This window comes from Halosimplex halobium, assembly GCF_051414055.1.
Lineage (GTDB): Archaea > Halobacteriota > Halobacteria > Halobacteriales > Haloarculaceae > Halosimplex > Halosimplex halobium.
The window spans coordinates 48802-64283 of record NZ_JBLKNX010000013.1 but is presented as its reverse complement, the minus strand read 5'-3'; the positions used below and the strand labels follow the sequence as shown (position 1 = coordinate 64283).

The following is a 15482-nucleotide window of genomic DNA, read 5'->3' as shown; positions in this document are numbered from 1 at the left end:
GAGTTGTCCGCAGTATCGAACAGTCCGTCCGCGAGGGGAGGGGGGGAGTTGTCGAAGGAGGGGTCCTCCGCGCGCTTCTCGTCAGCGGCGCACGCCTCCCCACGGCCACGACGACCCCCGCCCGGAAGTAACGACAGTTTCACCCGGATCGTCACTGCACCGGCGACCGTCCCCGAGGTGACCGAGGTGATGGCGGTGAGCCCGCCCGGAATCCGGAGCGTAGTCCCCGAGAGACGTGGTGGGACACCTCCGTCGAAGGGTTCATTTACGACCAGTGTTGCGGATCGGATGGTGTGACACCATGTGCCACGAATACACCTCGCGCGTCTGGGACCGTGAACCCGAGGACGAGGAGGCGGAGACCGACGACGAACTGCCGGGATTCGCCAACGAGGAGGGCAGCGAGGACGTGGAGGTCCTCACCGACGGCGGCGACGAGTCGTAGACCGTCGCGATTTTTTCGGGCGTGCGACACCGCCACCGACTGGTATCCCTTTCGGTGGGGTGAGACCGGTTGACCCGGAAGGGCTGTTCTTAAGTCGGGGCCACCAAAAGCCACTCACATGGACGACCGCACCTACACGGCAGAAGCCGAGCCGGGCGAAACCGTCACGGTCGCCGGCTGGGTCCACGAGATCCGCGACCTCGGTGGCATCGCCTTCCTCATCCTCCGGGACACGACCGGGAAGATCCAGGTCAAGTTCGAGAAAGACGAGATGGACGACGACCTCGTCGAGACGGGGCTGGGCGTCCACCGCGAGTCCGTCGTCGCCATCACCGGCGACGTGGAGGAGGAACCCCGCGCGCCCACCGGCGTCGAGATCACGCCCGACTCGCTCGACGTGGTCGCCGAGGCCGACCCCGAGCTCCCCCTGGACCCCTCCGGGAAGGTCGACGCCGACCTCTCGACCCGGCTGGACAACCGCACCCTCGACCTCCGCAAGGAGGAGACCAAGGCCATCTTCGAGATCCGCGCGGAGGTCCTCCGCTCGGTCCGCGAGGCGTTCCGCGAGCTGGACGCCACGGAGATCAACACGCCGAAGATCGTCGCCACCGGCACGGAGGGCGGAACGGAACTGTTCCCGATCACCTACTTCGGGCAGGAAGCGTTCATGAACCAGAGCCCCCAGCTGTTCAAGCAGCTGATGGTCGGCTCCGGGCTGGAGCGGGTCTTCGAGATCGGCCCGATCTTCCGCGCCGAGGAGCACAACACGCCCCGGCACCTCAACGAGGCGACCTCCATCGACTTCGAGTCGGCCTTCTACGACCATCGTGAGGCGATGGACGCCTGCGAGACCGTCGTGAAGGCCGCCTACGAGGGCGTCGCCGAGAACTGCGCCGAGCAGCTCGAGACCCTGGACCTGGCCGACGAGTTCGAGGTCCCCGACGGCGAGTTCCCGCGGCTCACCTACGAGGAGGCCATCGAGCGGATCAACGCCACGGGCGAACTCGACGAGCAGCTCGTCTGGGGCGACGACCTCCCCACCGAGGGCGAGCACGCGCTCGGCCAGGACGTGGGCGAGCACTACTTCATCACCGACTGGCCCTCGGAGATCAAGCCGTTCTACATCAAGGACCACGACGACGACGAGCAGCTGTCGACCGGCTTCGACATGATGCACCCGACGATGGAGCTCGTCTCCGGCGGCCAGCGTGAACACCGCTACGACCACCTCGTCGAAGGGTTCGAACAGCAGGGTCTGGACCCCAAGCAGTTCGACTACTACACCAAGATGTTCAGGTACGGCATGCCGCCCCACGCCGGCTGGGGCCTCGGCGGCGAGCGCCTCGTCATGACGATGCTCGGGCTGGGCAACATCCGCGAGGCTGTGCTGTTCCCGCGAGATCGCCAGCGACTCTCTCCGTAGAGTCGCTCGATCTCGCAGCGGTCCGGAGTCGCCAGCGACTCTCTCCGTAGTGTCGCTCGATCTCGCAGCGGTCCGGAGTCGCCAGCGACTCTCTCCGTAGCCGAACCGCGGCGTTCGCGCAAACGCTTTTGAGGGGCAGTCCCGAAGCGGGGGCCGTGGAGTGGACGGCCTACAGCTTCGAGTGCGCGGACGGGGCGGCCCGCGAGTCGCTGGTCGCGTGGTTCGACGACCACCACCCGGTGGACGTGCCCGACGACGACGAGTGCGTCCACGGCGACCTGGTCGACGGCGACGGGGTCGAGCGGGCGGTCGACCTGGCGTGGGTCGCCGAGTACTGCTACGCCCTCGTGAACGAGCCGGTCCCTGGCCTGCTCGTCGAGAGCGGCGACCTGTGGGAGCGGGCGGCGGTCGGCACGTTCGACTCGGAGACCGAGACCTGCACCGAGGCGGTGCTCTACCGGTCGGACGGCGAGGACGGCCCGGAAGAGATAGCTCGGTACGAGGGCGCGGACGGACTCGCGGGCCAGGACATGCTCTACCGGTTCGCGATGGCCCACCGGTTTCGCTTCCGGGCGTTCGCCCACGCGCCGCCGGCGCCGATGCTCACCGAGCTGTTCGGCGCGTTCGACGCCGTCGCCGGCATGGGCTGGGGCAGCGACCTGCTGGCGGAATTCGAGGCGGAGACGGGCGTCGAACCCACCGCTCGGGGCGTCGAGTTCCTCGAAGACGACCCCGTGCTCGACGACGGCGAGTTCTACGAGGCCGCCGAAGGGAACTGAGAACGGAGCGCGGGGCCGACCGAACCCGACAGACGCCCGACGGAGCCCCGGCGGGTCAGTCGTCGTCGACCGCCGCGGCGCCGCTCGCTGTGTCGGTCCCGAGGCCGGCGGTCTCGACCACGTCCTGGTTGGCGGCGACCCACCGCAACAACAGGAACGCGAAGAGGTACTTCGCGCCGATATCGAGCAGGGAGTAGCCCCACGAGGTCAGCCCGACCGATTCGACCAGGGCCAGTCCCTCGACGCCGACCGCCCAGATGATCGGATAGCCGAGCCACAGCACGACCGTCAGCGCACGCAGCGTGCCGAATATCTCGTCGGTCCCCGCGGCTGTCGCCGACTGTGGCCACTCGACGAGGACGGCGTACAGGACCACCACGAAGAACGCACAGCTGATGCCGTAGAACACCCAGCGGAGTGCGTACGAAGAGGTGATCAGCGCCGCGGCGAGTCCGGTGATGCACATCCCGATGTCGGCCACGACGGTCGTGAACAGGCTACCCAGGTCCACGTCGGCCAGCAGCCCCAGCGCGAGCAGAATCATCGGCGTCGACAGCGCCCACGTCAGATATCGTCCCCACTGACTCAGCACCTCCTCGCCGGCCAGCGCGTGCCCGGCCGGCATCTCGATGAATCCGACTGTCAGCCCCGATACCAGCGCCGTGTAACTCGATATCGAGACCAGCGGGATCATCAGCGTCGCGCCCCAGATGAGTTTCGCGCGCGTCCCCTCGACGTTCCGGCCCATGTACACGAACAGCAGTATCGACAGCCCCGCCAGCGCGATGTTCGCCCACAGCGACGACGACAGCAGCAGGTCGTTGTTGATCTGCTCGAACACCTCTGACTGGGTCGCCTGGAGCACGACGGCGGTCGGAGTCACTGGTGGCATACGTCCACCCCTTCGGCGCGGATCCGGTAGTAGGTGATGCCGAACTATGCGGGGGTGACCCCGGACTAGCCCGGCAAAACGTCCCCGTCGCGTCGACGACCCGACTCCGAGCACCGGCGCCGCCGCTCAGTCCCCGACCGCGCCGACCGCCTGCGACCGCATCTCCCCGGTCATCTGGATGCCGTTGGCGTCGATGCGGCGGATTATCCGCCGGGCCTGCGAGCGGGAGAGGTACTTGTCGTCGGCGGCGGCGCGGGCGACGACGCCGAAACTGCTCGTGACTGCGCCGCCCAGCCCCTCTGCGAGCCGGCGGACGCGGCGGTCCTCGGAGACGACGGCGACGGCGTGGCGGTCGTTCGGGTCGGCGTGGGCGATAACGCCCGCGAGCATCGCCGCCTCGTGGGTGCCGTCCTCGATGCCGACGACCTCGACGGCCTGCTCGTGGGCCGCGTCCGGGACCGCCGTCGACACGTCGGTCTCCTCGAGAAACCCCTCCAGCGCGCTCCGGGCGGGCTCGGTCGTCACCTGCCGTTCGACCACGTCGGGGACGACGAGCCGACCGTCGAAACTCTCCAGAAGGTCCAGCTCGCCGACCTGCCCGAGCGCGTACAGCGTCGTCGGACCGACGTAGATGCGTGTCACAGCTGCTGGGCGGTGTAGGCGTCGTCGCTCAGGTCCTCGGCGGCCAGCTGGGTGGTGAGGTTGCGCTCGTGGGCGATCTCGAGCCACTCGCCCAGCGAGACGCCCGCGATGCGGGCGGCCTCGGCGACGGAGGCGTCGCCGGTCTGGTAGCGCTCGACTGCGCGGCGGACCCGCAGCTCGGCCAGCCCCTCCCGCAGGGCCTTCCGGATCGTCGTCGAGCGGTCCTCGTCGAGCAGTTCGGCGACGGCGTCCAGTTCCTCCTTCTCCTCGCTGGGGAGGCGCGCGCTGACTGACGGCATACTCGATACGTTGTCTCCCATCGTATACAATAACTCTGTGGGTCGCCGACCGCGGCTGGAGGGTTCCGTCGGTGCCGCCACCGACCGCGCCGAGGTAGATACAAATATCGGGCGTCCGTCGGGCCGATATGGCCGCGGAATCGGACCACGACGCCGACGAGGAAGACACGCTCGTCGGCGTCGCGACCGGCGCCGTCACCTTCCTGACGCTGGGCGTCGCCTTCTCGCTCATGTTCCTTGGCGTCGACTACTTCTGGGTGGCCTTCCCCGTGGGCTTCGGCGGCGGGATGCCGCTGGCGGTCGCGCTGGCGAAGTACTACGAGTCCAGGCGGGACCGCGAGCGCGAGCACGAGCACGGACGCGGCGGGTCCGAGTGGCGCCGCGACCGGAATCGCGACGCCGAGACCGACGACGCGCTGGCGGAACTGCGGGCGCGCTACGCCGCCGGGGAGATCGACGATGTCGAGTTCGAACGCCGCGTCGAGCGCCTGCTGGAGACCGAATCGGTCGACGACGCCGAGACGTTCCTCGCCACCGAGACCGAGGACCGCGAACGCGACCGTGCCGACGGACGCGAGCGGGTCGACGAGTACGAACCCAGCCACGAGCGCGACCGCGACCGCGAGCCGGACAGGGCCTGAGCCGGCCCCGTCGCGGCGGGCCGAGGGCGAAACGCATTACCGGCGCCGCGCCGACGGGCGAGTATGACAGCGGTGGCACGGGCGTTCGTCCCCGGGCACGTGACGGGCTTTTTCACCGTCGACCGAGACGACGACCCGACGAAGGCGGGGTCGCGCGGCGCGGGGCTGGCGCTCTCGGAGGGCGTGACCGTGACGGTGCGACGCGCCGACGCGACCGAGGTGACGCTGAACGGCGAGACCGTCGAGATCGAGGCGGTCGAGCGCGTGCTCGCGGCGTTAGAGGCGACCGTCGCGGTCCGCGGGGTGACGGACCTGCCGGTCGGGTCGGGCTTCGGCGTCTCCGGCGCGATGGCGCTCGGGGCGGCGCTGGCGACCAACGACCTGCTGGACCGGCGGCTCTCGACGTACGAGCTCGCGACGGTGGCCCACGGCGCGGAGGTCCAGGCCGGGACCGGCCTGGGCGACGTGGTCGGGCAACTCCACGGCGGCGTGCCGGTCCGGCTGGAGCCGGGCAGCCCCCAGCACAACCGGATGGACGCGGTGCCGGCCCGCTCCCGGGTCGAGTTCCAGACCTTCGGCGAGCTGTCGACGAGCGACGTGATCGGCGGCGACACCGACCCCATCTCGACGGCGGGCGAGCGGGCGCTCTCGCGGCTCGTCGAGGAGCCGACCCTGGAGCGGCTGCTGGGGGCCTCCCGGCAGTTCGCCCGGGAGGCGGAGCTGCTGCCCGACCGGGTGTACGAGGTGGTGACCGACGTGGCCGAGGCGGGCGGCGAGGCGACGATGGGGATGCTCGGGCGGACGGTCGTCGCGCTGGACACCGGGCTGACGGACGCGGGCTACGACCCGACGGTCTGCCGGATCGACCCGACGGGCGCGACGCTGCTCGACCCGCCGGCCGAGCGGTCGCTACCGGAGTAGAGGCCGCCTACTCCCCGAGGGCGGCGGACCGCAGTAATCAGGTATTCGTTTTTCATCCGTCCCGTCCTTCGTCTCCTCCGGACCGAGCACCCGGGCGGAATCGGTCCGACCGTATCCCACCCCACCCCATTCCCGGCCTCGCGCCCCCGGCCCCACACGGACGCGACGGCGCGGGGCCCGTCCACATCCACCCATGCGAAAACGCGAATCACTCTACCTGCACGCGCTGTTCGCGCTGGTCCGTCGCGAGTTCGAGGAGGAGCGCGAGCTCCCGACGGGTACGTTCGACGACTACGACGGTATGGCGGTCACGCCGACGGCGGTCCACCGCTCGAAGGGCGCACACGAGCGGGCGCTGTTCGCGCTCTCGACGGAGCTGAGCGCGGCCGCCGCGTCGGCGACAGACGACCCGGACCGCCCCGAGTTCGACGCCGAGGGATCGAACCAGTATGCGAGGTGACCGACGATGCCGGGTTTCGTCCCCGGTACTCCCGGCGTCCCCGTTCACCCCGAAGGGCACAAGGTGCTTCCCGCCGAACCTGTGGGGTAGTCGGTAGGATGGCACCGCCAGCGGACCAGCCGACGGAGCTCGAATTCCGGGTGACCAGCTCCGAGTACCCGTTCGTCAGCGGCTCCGAGCGGGGGTCCTGTCGATGGGTCCTCCGGGAGCTGTTGCCCCGGTCCGACGGCGAGTACCTGGAGTTCTTCGAGGTGCGCGACGCCGCCCCGGCGACCGTCGAGCGGATCACCGAGGCCGAACCCGTCGACGAGCGGCTGGTCGACCGCCACACCGACAACGGGGTCGTGGTCTGCCAGGTCGACGAACCCGGCGAGTGCGTCGCGACGACGCTGGCCGACGAGGCGGCGTTCATCCGCGACCTGTGGGCCGAGGAGGGGGACGGCCGCGTCGTCGCCGAGGTCCTCCCCTCGCGCGACGCCGGAACCGTCGTCGACGCCCTGCTGGAGCAACACCCGGCGGTCGAACTGGTCGCCAAGCGCGACCGTCCACAGGACGGACCGCTCTTTCTCCGCCACCAGGTCGAGGACGTGCTCGCCAGGGAGCTCACTGACCGCCAGCTGGAGGTGCTGGTGACCGCCTACCGGACCGGCTACTTCGAACGGCCCCGCGCGACGACCGGTGCCGAGGTCGCCGCGGAGCTGGACATCTCGCCGTCGACGTTCTCTCAGCACCTCCGGGCCGCCCAGCGCAAGGTGCTGGGCGCCCTCTTCGAGGAGTGCGGCCCCGCCGCCGGCCACCGGATCGACGTGGAGTAGGCGGTCCCGCGTCGATACGACCGAAAGCGGCGGCTTTTCGGCGCTCGACCGCGAGGCTCCGGGCATGACCGACCCGGACATCGAGATCCCCGAGAGCCACCCCCGCTACGAGTCGCTGCTCACCCGCCACCGGATCGAGGCGGGCGTCGACGCCGGGATCACCTCCCGCCAGGGGCTCATCGCGCAGGGCCGCGGCGAGGCGTTCGACTACCTGCTCGGCGAGCGGACGCTCCCCGCCGCCGACGCCGCCGAGCGGGCGGCGGCCGCTCACCTCCTGCTGGCCGACCACCCCGTCCTCTCGGTCAACGGCAACGTCGCCGCGCTGGTCCCCGGCGAGGTCGTCGACCTGGCGGCGGCGACGAGCGCCGACATCGAGGTGAACCTCTTCAACCGGACCGACGAGCGCATGGAGCGGATCGCCGACCACCTCCGCGAGCACGGCGCGAGCGAGGTGAAGGGGCTGACCGCGGACGGACGGATCCCCGGGCTGGACCACGAGCGGGCGAAGGTCGACGCCGACGGCATCGGCGACGCCGACGTGGTGCTGGTCCCGCTGGAGGACGGCGACCGCGCCGAGGCGCTGGGCGACCTCGGCAAGGTCGAGATCGTGATCGACCTCAACCCGATGTCGCGCTCGGCGCGGGCCGCCGACGTGCCGATCGTCGACAACGTGATCCGCGCGGTCCCGGGGATCACCGAACACGCCCGCGACCTAGCCGACGCCGACCGCGAGACGCTCGAATCTATCGTCGCCGAGTTCGACGCTGGCGAGGCGTTGACGGCGGCCGAGCGGGCGATCCGGGAGGGCGGCGACGAGGACGGCGGGGACGCCACCTGAGCGGATCCCGCTCAGTCAAGCGGCTCGTCCAGCGCGGCGTTCACTCGGTCTTCGAGCGCGCCCGAGGTCACGAGGGCGGCGACGGCGGCCATCTCGTCTGCGAGCGGGCGGTCCTCGTCCAGCGGCGGGACGCGCTCGCGGACGGCCTCGTAGGCCGCGCCGCTGCCGCGACCGGGGGCGAGGTCGTCGTCGACGAACTCGGCGGCCTGGGCACCGCAGAGGAGTTCGACCCCGAGGACGCGGGCGACGCGGTCGGCCGTCTCGCGGGCGCCCCACGCGGCGGCCGCGCTCATGCTGACGTGGTCCTCCTGGTTGCCGCTGACGGGCGTGTTGTCGGTCGACGGGCGACCCGTGCTCCGGCACTCGTTGACGAGGGCGGCGGCGGTGTACTGGGCGATCATGTACCCTGATCGGAGTCCCGGTTCGCTGGTGAGAAACGGCGGGAGGTGGGGTTCCTGGGTGTTGGGGTTGAGCATGCGGTCGACGCGGCGCTCGCTGATGGCGGCGAGTTCGGTCAGCGCACTCGTCAGATAGTCCAGGCGGAGCGCGAGCGGCTCGCCGTGGAAGTTGCCGCCCGAGAGGACCGCGGCGCGGTCGGTGCCGCTGGCGCGGTCGGCGGCGGCCGTGGCCCGGTCGGTCCGGTCGGCGATCGACGACCGCTGGAAGACCAGCGGGTTGTCGGTGGCGCTGTTGAGCTCCGTCTCGACCGCCTCGCGGAGGTGGGCGACGGCGTCGCGGACGGCGCCGTGGACCTGGGGGAGACAGCGCGTCGAGTAGGCGTCCTGCACGCGGTCGCAGTTGCGGTGTGAGTCGACGATCCCCGAATCGGCGGTCAGCCGCCGGAGGTTCGCGGCGCTGGCGGCCTGCCCCTCGTGCGGGCGGACCGCCTGGATCGCCGGGTGGCTCGGCACCGTCGAACTCATCGTGACCTCGGTCGTGAGCGCGCCCGCTGTGTCTGCCGCCCGCACGAGTCGCTCCGTGTCGACGACCAGCAGGGCGGCGAGACCGACCGTCAGCTGCGTGCCGTTGATGAGCGCCAGCCCCTCCTTGGCGCCCAGCGTCAGCGGCTCCAGCCCCGCGCGGGCCAGCGCCGCCTCGCCGTCGAGGCGCTCGCCCTCGATTTCGGCCTCGCCCTCGCCCAGGAGGACGACGGTCGCGTGAGCGAGTGGCGCCAGGTCGCCGCTGGCGCCGAGGCTCCCCGTCCGCGGGACGACGGGGTGGACCCCCTCGTTCAGCAACGCCGTGAGGTGGTCGACGACGAGCTCGCGGACGCCGGAGTACCCTTTGACGAGCGCGTTGACCCGGGCGACCAGCATCGCGCGGACCGCTTCGGTGGGCAGTGCCTCGCCGCTACCCGCGCTGTGGCTCCTGAGGAGGTTGGTCTGGAGCCGCGCGACCTCCTCTCGGGGGATCCGCTCGTCGACGAGTTCGCCGAAGCCCGTGTTGACGCCGTAGACGGCCTCGTCGCTCTCGACCACGTCCTCGATACGCTCGCGGGCGGCGCGGACGGCCTCCCGCGCTCCGTCGGCGACGACGACTTCGGCCCCCTCGCGGGCGACCGCGACCACGTCCGCCGGAGTCAGCGACTCGCCGTCGAGGACGATATCGCTCATCGCCCGCCCTCCGAATCGGTGTCGCGCTCGCCGGTCCACTCGGGCCCGACGACCGGCCGGCCGTCCTTGAGGACGGTGGCGACGCGGTTGACGCCGTAGCTGTAGGGGACGTGGACGTGCGAGGGCGCGTCCAGCACCGCGAGGTCGGCGGGCGCGCCCTCCCGGACGACGCCCAGGTCGGGACGGTCGAGCGCGCGGGCGCCGTTGCGGGTGGTCGCCACGAGCGCCTCCGCCGGTGTGAGCCCCATCTCGACGCAGGCCAGCGCGGCGGCGAAGCCCATACTCTGGGAGTGGCAGTTGGGGTTGAAATCGGTGGCGACGGCGACGGGCGCGCCCGTATCGACCATCGCCCGGCCGTCGGCGTAGTCGGCGCCGAGGCCGAAGGCGGTGCCCGGCAGGAGCACCGGGGTCACGTCCGCCTCGACGAGCGCCGCCACGTCCTCGTCGGTGGCGTGCAGGAGGTGGTCGGCGCTGGCGGCACCGACTTCGGCGCCCAGTTTCGCCCCGCCGCGGTGGGCGAGTTCCTCCGCGTGGACCTTCGGCGTCAGGCCGCGCCCGGCACCGGCTTCGAGGACGCGCCGGGACTGGTCGACGGTGAACGCACCCTCGTCGCAGAACACGTCGCAGAACTCCGCGATCCCCTGCTTTTCGACCGCGGGGAGCTGTTCGTCCACCACGCGGTCGACGTAGTCGTCGGCGTCGACGGGGTCGCTGCTCCCCTCGTAGTCCCGGGGAACCGCGTGGGCGCCCATGAACGTCGGGACCACGTCGACGGGGTGGCGCCGGTCGGCGCGGTCGATGACATCGAGCATCCGCAACTCCGTCTCGGTGTCGAGGCCGTACCCCGACTTCACCTCGACGGTGGTGGTGCCGTGGGCGACCATCACGTCCAGTTGGTCGAGCAGGTTGTCCACCAGTTCCTCGTCGCTCGCCGCCCGCGTCGCGCGGACGGTTCGGTGGATCCCCCCGCCGCTCGCGAGCAGTTCGCCGTAGGTCGTCCCCCGCAGTTTCGCCTCGAACTCGTCGGACCGATCCCCCGCGAAGCAGGCGTGGGTGTGGGAGTCGACGTAGCCGGGGATCACTGCGCGACCAGTGGCGTCCACGTCGTGCGCGGCGTTCTCGGGCGGATACTCGCGGGTCACCTCGTCGGTCGGGCCGACCGCCGCGACCTCGCCGTCGACGACCGCGACCGCGGCGCCGGAGTGGATGCCAGCGGGGTCGTCGCCGCCGAGTTCGCCGGTCGCGGTGGCGAGTTCGGCGGCACCGTGGACGACAGCAGTGAGGTCAGCCATCGAGGCCCCCCCTGCGGGAGTGGCGACCCTTCGGCGCGGCGAGGCTGGCGAGGAAATGCGCGACGGCGCGGGCGGCGGCGTCGGCGGTGCGGCCGCTCCCGTCCAGCGGCGGCGCGCACTCGACGACCTCGAACCCCGCGACGCGGCCGTGGGTCGCGACGTGTTCGAGCAGCCGGTACAGCTCCCGCGTGGAGAGCCCGCCCGGCGTCGGCGCGCTGACGCCCGGCGCGGCCGCCGCGTCGAGTACGTCCACGTCGACGCTGACGTAGATGGCGTCCACGTCACCGAGCGAAGCGATGGCGTCGTCCATCGCGTCGACGGGGTCGTCGGCCACGTCGGCGGGCGTGAACACCCGCCCGCCCTGTTCGTGGAGGAAGTCGTGGTAGGCGGTGGCGGTCTCGAAGTTCCGCGCGCCGACGACAGCGAGTTCGTCGAGCCCGTCGGCGAACAGCTGTCGGTAGGGCGTGCCGCTGGTGGGCCCAGCCCGGTCGCGGATCTGCCGGCAGTCGAGGTGGGCGTCGAAGCTGACGACGCCGAGCGATCCCCGGTCCAGCAGCGGCGCGGCGTTCGGGTAGGTCAGCGAGTTGTCGCCGCCGAGGAAGACCGGGACGACGCCCCGGCCGTAGAGGTGCTCGGTCACCGCCCGGACGCGCTCCTGAACGGCCGCGACCGGCGGTTCGTCACCGTCGGCGCCGTCGTCGTCATCGTTGCGAAGCGCCGCCACGTCCCCCAGGTCTCCCAAGCCGACGCCCGGACCAGTCGGTCCGTGGACCCGCTCGTTCGGGACGTTCTCGCCGTCCTCGTCGGCGGGGTCGCCCGCGACGGAGATCGGTCCCAGGTCGACGTGGTGGGTCTTCGCCGCGGCGAGCGACTCGCGGATCGCGGCCGGGCCCTCGGCCGCACCGCGGCGGCCGATGACCGCGCCGTCGTACGGTTCGCCGACGAACACCGCGCCGTACTCGTCGAAAGCGTCGAGCGTGGCCGACTCCACCACGTCGCCGAACTGCTCGTCGTTGGGATCCGCGGAGGGACCGGTCCACTCCGGTGGGGGCGCGAACGATTCCGCCAACCCGTCGACCGCCGCGCCTCCCCCGTCGCGGTCGTCACTCATCCCGGTCCTCCATCGGGACGGCGATGCCCGATTCGCGGGCCTGTTCGAGCGCCGACTCGTAGCCGGCGTCGGCGTGGCGGACCACGCCCATCCCGGGGTCGGTGGTGAACACGCGCCTGGCCGTCTCGGCGGCCAGGTCGGAGCCGTCGAGGACGACGTGGTTGTTTGTGTGGAGGGCGTTACCGATGCCGACCCCGCCGCCGTCGTGGACGCTCACGATGTCCGCGCCCGCCGCGCAGTTGAGCAGGGCGTTGAGGATCGGCCAGTCCGCGACCGCGTCGGAGCCGTCCTTCATGTCCTCGGTCTCGCGGTTGGGCGAGGCGACGCTGCCGGCGTCGAGGTGGTCCCGCGTGACGACCACGGGCGCCCGGATCTCCCCGTCCGCGACGAGGTCGTTGATACGCAGGGCGAAGCGAGCCCGTTCGGTCAGTCCCTCCGGATCCGTGTCCGCGCCCAGCCAGCAGACCCGCGCGGGCAACCCCTGGAACGACACCTGCTCCTGGGCGAGGTCGATCCAGCGGTTGAGGGCGTCTTTCTCCGGGAACAGTTCCTTGACAGCCTCGTCCGTACGGTGGATGTCGGCGGGGTCTCCCGACAGCGCCACCCAGCGGAACGGACCCTTGCCCTCGCAGAACAGCGGGCGGACGTAGGCGGGGACGAACCCCGGGAAGTCGAAGGCGTCCCGTTCGCGGTCGGTGGCTCCCGACAGCGGCCACGGCGGGTCGCCGTCGCCGTTCGCCCGTTCGTCGCGATGGTCGGCGACCTGCCCGCGGATGTTGTTGCCGTACTCGACGGCCACGGCGCCGCGCTCCTGCATCTCCAGGATGGCGTCGACGTGCCGTTCCATCGTCGCCAGGCTCTCCCGCTCGTAGCGCCCGGGGTCGCGCTTGCGCAACTCGTCGGCCTCCGCCACCGTGAAGCCCGACGGGTAATACCCCTCCAGGGCGTCGTGGGCGGCCGTCTGGTCGGTGACGATGTCGGGGACGAAATCGCGGTCGAGCATCGCTTCGAGCATGTCAGCGGCGTTCGTGTGGACGCCGACGGAGTAGCGCTCGCCCGCCTCGGCCGCGGCCTCGGCGCGCTCGATGGCCGCGTCGAGGTCGTCGGTCTTCGCCTCGCAGTAGCCCGTCTCGATGCGGCGGTCGATGCGGGCCTCGTCGACCTCCGCGGCGATGCAGACCCCGCCGTTCATCGTCACCGCGAGCGGCTGTGCGCCGCCCATCCCGCCGAGCCCGCCCGTGACGACGACGTTACCTTCGAGGGATCCGCCGAAGTGCTGGCGGCCCGCTTCGGCGAGCGTCTCGTAGGTCCCCTGGACGATGCCCTGGGTGCCGATGTAGGCCCACGACCCGGCGGTCATCTGGCCGTACATGATCAGGCCCTTCGCTTCGAGTTCGTGGAAGTGCTCCCACGTGTCCCAGCGGCCGACGAGGTTCGAGTTGGCGATGAGGACGCGAGGGGCCCGTTCGTGTGTCTCGAAGCGACCCACGGGCTTGCCCGACTGGACGAGCAGCGTCTCGGTCTCGCCGAGGTCGCGCAGTTCCGCGACGATGGTGTCGTAGGCATCCCACGAGCGGGCGGCGCGGCCGGTCCCGCCGTAGACGACCAGGTCCTCGGGTCGCTCGGCGACTTCGGGGTCGAGGTTGTTGTCGAGCATCCGGAGGGCGGCCTCCTGACGCCAGCCCTCGCACTCGATGTCGGTCCCCGTCGACGCCCCCGGGTCGGCGCGCCACCGGTCGCTCGGTTCGCCGACCGCGGCGTCGTCGGGCTCCTGCTGTGGCATACGGTAGCTTGGAGCGAGACGGACAAAAGCGCGATGCCGGCGGGCGTCGGGGCGGTCCGGTAGGGGACGACTCGGCTACGGAACGGTGACGGTTACGTCGCCCGCAGAGCCGGTGGCCTCCGCGCCCGCCACGAACGACTCGGGGCCGGCGAAGGCGACGACCGTCCCGTCGCCGACGCGCGCCGTTTCGACGCTCGTCGCGTCACGCGACTCCAGCGTCGCTTCGAGATCGTCGAGGGCCGCGGCGAGTTCGTCGGCGTCGCCGGGCGAGTCCATACGGAGCACCCAGGCGACGCCGGTCCGCTCGCCGCGGTCGAACGTGAGCCGCTCGTCGGCGCCCCAGCCCGTCGCGGCGGTGCCGGCGCGGTCGGCGTCGAGGCCGGTCCGGAGCCACGACCGGAGTCGCAGCTCGCCCGCCCGCTGGCGGGTGTCGCCGATCCACCGACCGCGCTGGCGGACCGACACCGAGAGGTTCGCGACCCGCTCCTCGTCGGGGCCGAGCCCGTGGATCAGCTGTTCGGTCGTCCGGGGCGGCGAGCGGTACACCGCCGAGAGATCCGCCGGCGAGTCGACCCGCTGTGCGAAGTGGCGCGCGCCAAAGTAGTAGCGGCCGGCGAGCCCCCGGTTGGCGTCGCCGATACGGTGATAGATGCACTCGCGGATGCCCAGCGGTGTCGTCCCGTTCCAGCGCCTGTCGTAGCGGTCGGCGTACCGGTCGGCGACGTAGACGGCGCTCCCCTCCGAGAGCGAGCGCCTGACCGCGAAGCTCTCGACGTCACTGACCCGGTCGTACCCCTCGACGCCGTCCTGGAGGATGTGGACGTACTCGTGGGCGAGGATCAGCTCGACCGCGCCGGCCGAGAGGTTCCCCGGAGCGACCGTGACGGTGTCGTCGGTCGCGAAGGCGGGGTAGAACCGTCCGCACTTCGCGACTGACTCGGCACCGCGGCGGTAGCCCAGCGCCTCCTGGAGCGGGGAGAGCGACGCCGCCGAGAAGTTGATCGGGCCGTCGTCACTCACCTGCACCGTCGGCGCGGGCGCGTCGGCGTCCATCACCCGCTCGACCCGCTGGTACACGGCGGTCGCGTTGACCGGGAGGTCACCGCCGCGGACGACGACGGGGTCGCTCTCGCCGACTCCCTCGAAGGAGTTCCCACTCGGCGGAACGGCCGTCGGTGTCGCCGTCGGCGTGGGTGAGGAGGTCGCGGTCGGGGTCGGGGTCGGCGTCGCTGTCGCGGTCGGGGTAGATGTCGCCGTCGCGGTGGGACTCGGCGTCGGCGATGGCGTCGCCGTCCCGGGTGTCCGCGTCGCCACAGGGTTCGGGGTGACCGTGGGAGTCGGCGGGGAGGTGGAGGTCGCGGTCGGTCCGGTCGACCCGCCGGTAGTCGTCGGCGGGGGCGTCGCTCCGTCGGTCGACCCGGGTGTCGAACCGCCGCCGAGGAGCGTCGAGCACCCGGCGAGGACGAGCAGTGCAGCGAGGAGGACGGTCGCTGTCGAGCGGCGGGGACCCATCGTCCCGACCTGGGGC

Annotated in this window: 17 protein-coding genes; 8 read left to right on the top strand and 9 right to left on the bottom strand. The window is 71.6% G+C overall.

The features are described 5' to 3' along the window. Window positions 1-301: 301 nt before the first annotated feature. The 3 genes from ACMGFG_RS14330 to ACMGFG_RS14320 all read left to right on the top strand — a co-directional run bounded on the left by ACMGFG_RS14330 (window position 302) and on the right by ACMGFG_RS14320 (window position 2647). Window positions 302-445, top strand: coding sequence for a hypothetical protein (locus ACMGFG_RS14330; RefSeq protein WP_436931008.1), 144 nt, complete (start codon window positions 302-304; stop codon window positions 443-445). A gap of 118 nt (window positions 446-563) precedes the next feature. After that, window positions 564-1868 (top strand): aspartate--tRNA(Asn) ligase, encoded by a 1305-nt coding sequence (gene aspS / locus ACMGFG_RS14325; RefSeq protein WP_436931007.1) that lies wholly within the window; start codon window positions 564-566, stop codon window positions 1866-1868. Between the two features lie 155 nt (window positions 1869-2023). Next, a complete protein-coding gene (locus ACMGFG_RS14320) occupies window positions 2024-2647 on the top strand; it encodes a hypothetical protein (RefSeq protein ID WP_436931006.1) in 624 nt (207 codons plus the stop codon). A gap of 55 nt (window positions 2648-2702) precedes the next feature. On the opposite strand, the gene ACMGFG_RS14315 is transcribed toward ACMGFG_RS14320, so the two are convergent. From ACMGFG_RS14315 to ACMGFG_RS14305, 3 genes are all read right to left on the bottom strand, one after another. After that, on the bottom strand, window positions 2703-3539 hold the full coding sequence (locus tag ACMGFG_RS14315; protein WP_436931005.1) for a bacteriorhodopsin: 837 nt from the start codon (window positions 3537-3539) through the stop codon (window positions 2703-2705). A gap of 126 nt (window positions 3540-3665) precedes the next feature. Next, complete coding sequence (locus tag ACMGFG_RS14310; RefSeq protein ID WP_436931004.1) at window positions 3666-4181, bottom strand: PIN domain-containing protein; 516 nt, start codon at window positions 4179-4181, stop codon at window positions 3666-3668. Beyond that, window positions 4178-4480 (bottom strand): UPF0175 family protein, encoded by a 303-nt coding sequence (locus tag ACMGFG_RS14305; RefSeq protein ID WP_436931003.1) that lies wholly within the window; start codon window positions 4478-4480, stop codon window positions 4178-4180. The genes ACMGFG_RS14310 and ACMGFG_RS14305 overlap by 4 nt, the downstream gene beginning before the upstream one ends. 128 nt (window positions 4481-4608) lie before the next feature. On the opposite strand from ACMGFG_RS14305, the gene ACMGFG_RS14300 reads away from it, so the two are divergent. The 5 genes from ACMGFG_RS14300 (at window position 4609) to ACMGFG_RS14280 (ending at window position 8155) form a co-directional block, all read left to right on the top strand. Next, window positions 4609-5121, top strand: coding sequence for an SHOCT domain-containing protein (locus ACMGFG_RS14300; RefSeq protein ID WP_436931002.1), 513 nt, complete (start codon window positions 4609-4611; stop codon window positions 5119-5121). Window positions 5122-5184: 63 nt separating this feature from the next. Further along, window positions 5185-6042 carry a pantoate kinase gene (locus tag ACMGFG_RS14295; RefSeq protein WP_436931001.1) on the top strand — a complete coding sequence of 286 codons (858 nt, stop codon included), beginning with the start codon at window positions 5185-5187 and terminating at the stop codon, window positions 6040-6042. A 193-nt stretch (window positions 6043-6235) separates the two neighbouring features. Next, window positions 6236-6502, top strand: coding sequence for a UPF0058 family protein (locus ACMGFG_RS14290; protein ID WP_436931000.1), 267 nt, complete (start codon window positions 6236-6238; stop codon window positions 6500-6502). Between the two features lie 98 nt (window positions 6503-6600). Continuing rightward, window positions 6601-7317, top strand: coding sequence for a helix-turn-helix domain-containing protein (locus ACMGFG_RS14285; protein WP_436930999.1), 717 nt, complete (start codon window positions 6601-6603; stop codon window positions 7315-7317). Between the two features lie 64 nt (window positions 7318-7381). Continuing rightward, complete coding sequence (locus ACMGFG_RS14280; protein ID WP_436930998.1) at window positions 7382-8155, top strand: 4-phosphopantoate--beta-alanine ligase; 774 nt, start codon at window positions 7382-7384, stop codon at window positions 8153-8155. A gap of 11 nt (window positions 8156-8166) precedes the next feature. On the opposite strand, the gene hutH is transcribed toward ACMGFG_RS14280, so the two are convergent. The 6 genes from hutH to ACMGFG_RS14250 form a co-directional block, all read right to left on the bottom strand. After that, window positions 8167-9768 carry a histidine ammonia-lyase gene (gene hutH / locus ACMGFG_RS14275; protein WP_436930997.1) on the bottom strand — a complete coding sequence of 534 codons (1602 nt, stop codon included), beginning with the start codon at window positions 9766-9768 and terminating at the stop codon, window positions 8167-8169. Then, window positions 9765-11060 (bottom strand): imidazolonepropionase, encoded by a 1296-nt coding sequence (hutI, locus tag ACMGFG_RS14270; RefSeq protein WP_436930996.1) that lies wholly within the window; start codon window positions 11058-11060, stop codon window positions 9765-9767. The genes hutH and hutI overlap by 4 nt, the downstream gene beginning before the upstream one ends. After that, window positions 11053-12171, bottom strand: a complete 1119-nt coding sequence (gene hutG / locus ACMGFG_RS14265; RefSeq protein ID WP_436930995.1) for a formimidoylglutamase — start codon at window positions 12169-12171, stop codon at window positions 11053-11055. Before hutG ends, hutI begins: the two co-directional genes overlap by 8 nt. Further along, complete coding sequence (gene hutU / locus ACMGFG_RS14260) at window positions 12164-13954, bottom strand: urocanate hydratase (RefSeq protein WP_436930994.1); 1791 nt, start codon at window positions 13952-13954, stop codon at window positions 12164-12166. Before hutU ends, hutG begins: the two co-directional genes overlap by 8 nt. Window positions 13955-14029: 75 nt before the next feature. Continuing rightward, window positions 14030-15031 carry a hypothetical protein gene (locus ACMGFG_RS14255; protein ID WP_436930993.1) on the bottom strand — a complete coding sequence of 334 codons (1002 nt, stop codon included), beginning with the start codon at window positions 15029-15031 and terminating at the stop codon, window positions 14030-14032. 22 nt (window positions 15032-15053) lie between these two features. Beyond that, the gene (locus ACMGFG_RS14250; protein ID WP_436930992.1) at window positions 15054-15407 is read right to left on the bottom strand and encodes a hypothetical protein; all 354 of its coding nucleotides are present in this window, start codon (window positions 15405-15407) and stop codon (window positions 15054-15056) included. Window positions 15408-15482: the final 75 nt, after the last annotated feature.

Bases quoted from the DNA above. Each gene is read 5' to 3' on its own strand.
- ACMGFG_RS14330 (WP_436931008.1), top strand. From the start codon at position 302: ATGTGCCACGAATACACCTCGCGCGTCTGGGACCGTGAACCCGAGGAC.
- aspS (WP_436931007.1), top strand. From the start codon at position 564: ATGGACGACCGCACCTACACGGCAGAAGCCGAGCCGGGCGAAACCGTC.
- ACMGFG_RS14315 (WP_436931005.1), bottom strand. From the start codon at position 3,539: ATGCCACCAGTGACTCCGACCGCCGTCGTGCTCCAGGCGACCCAGTCA.
- ACMGFG_RS14305 (WP_436931003.1), bottom strand. From the start codon at position 4,480: ATGCCGTCAGTCAGCGCGCGCCTCCCCAGCGAGGAGAAGGAGGAACTG.
- ACMGFG_RS14300 (WP_436931002.1), top strand. From the start codon at position 4,609: ATGGCCGCGGAATCGGACCACGACGCCGACGAGGAAGACACGCTCGTC.
- ACMGFG_RS14295 (WP_436931001.1), top strand. From the start codon at position 5,185: ATGACAGCGGTGGCACGGGCGTTCGTCCCCGGGCACGTGACGGGCTTT.
- ACMGFG_RS14290 (WP_436931000.1), top strand. From the start codon at position 6,236: ATGCGAAAACGCGAATCACTCTACCTGCACGCGCTGTTCGCGCTGGTC.
- ACMGFG_RS14285 (WP_436930999.1), top strand. From the start codon at position 6,601: ATGGCACCGCCAGCGGACCAGCCGACGGAGCTCGAATTCCGGGTGACC.
- ACMGFG_RS14280 (WP_436930998.1), top strand. From the start codon at position 7,382: ATGACCGACCCGGACATCGAGATCCCCGAGAGCCACCCCCGCTACGAG.
- hutH (WP_436930997.1), bottom strand. From the start codon at position 9,768: ATGAGCGATATCGTCCTCGACGGCGAGTCGCTGACTCCGGCGGACGTG.
- hutI (WP_436930996.1), bottom strand. From the start codon at position 11,060: ATGGCTGACCTCACTGCTGTCGTCCACGGTGCCGCCGAACTCGCCACC.
- hutG (WP_436930995.1), bottom strand. From the start codon at position 12,171: ATGAGTGACGACCGCGACGGGGGAGGCGCGGCGGTCGACGGGTTGGCG.
- hutU (WP_436930994.1), bottom strand. From the start codon at position 13,954: ATGCCACAGCAGGAGCCCGACGACGCCGCGGTCGGCGAACCGAGCGAC.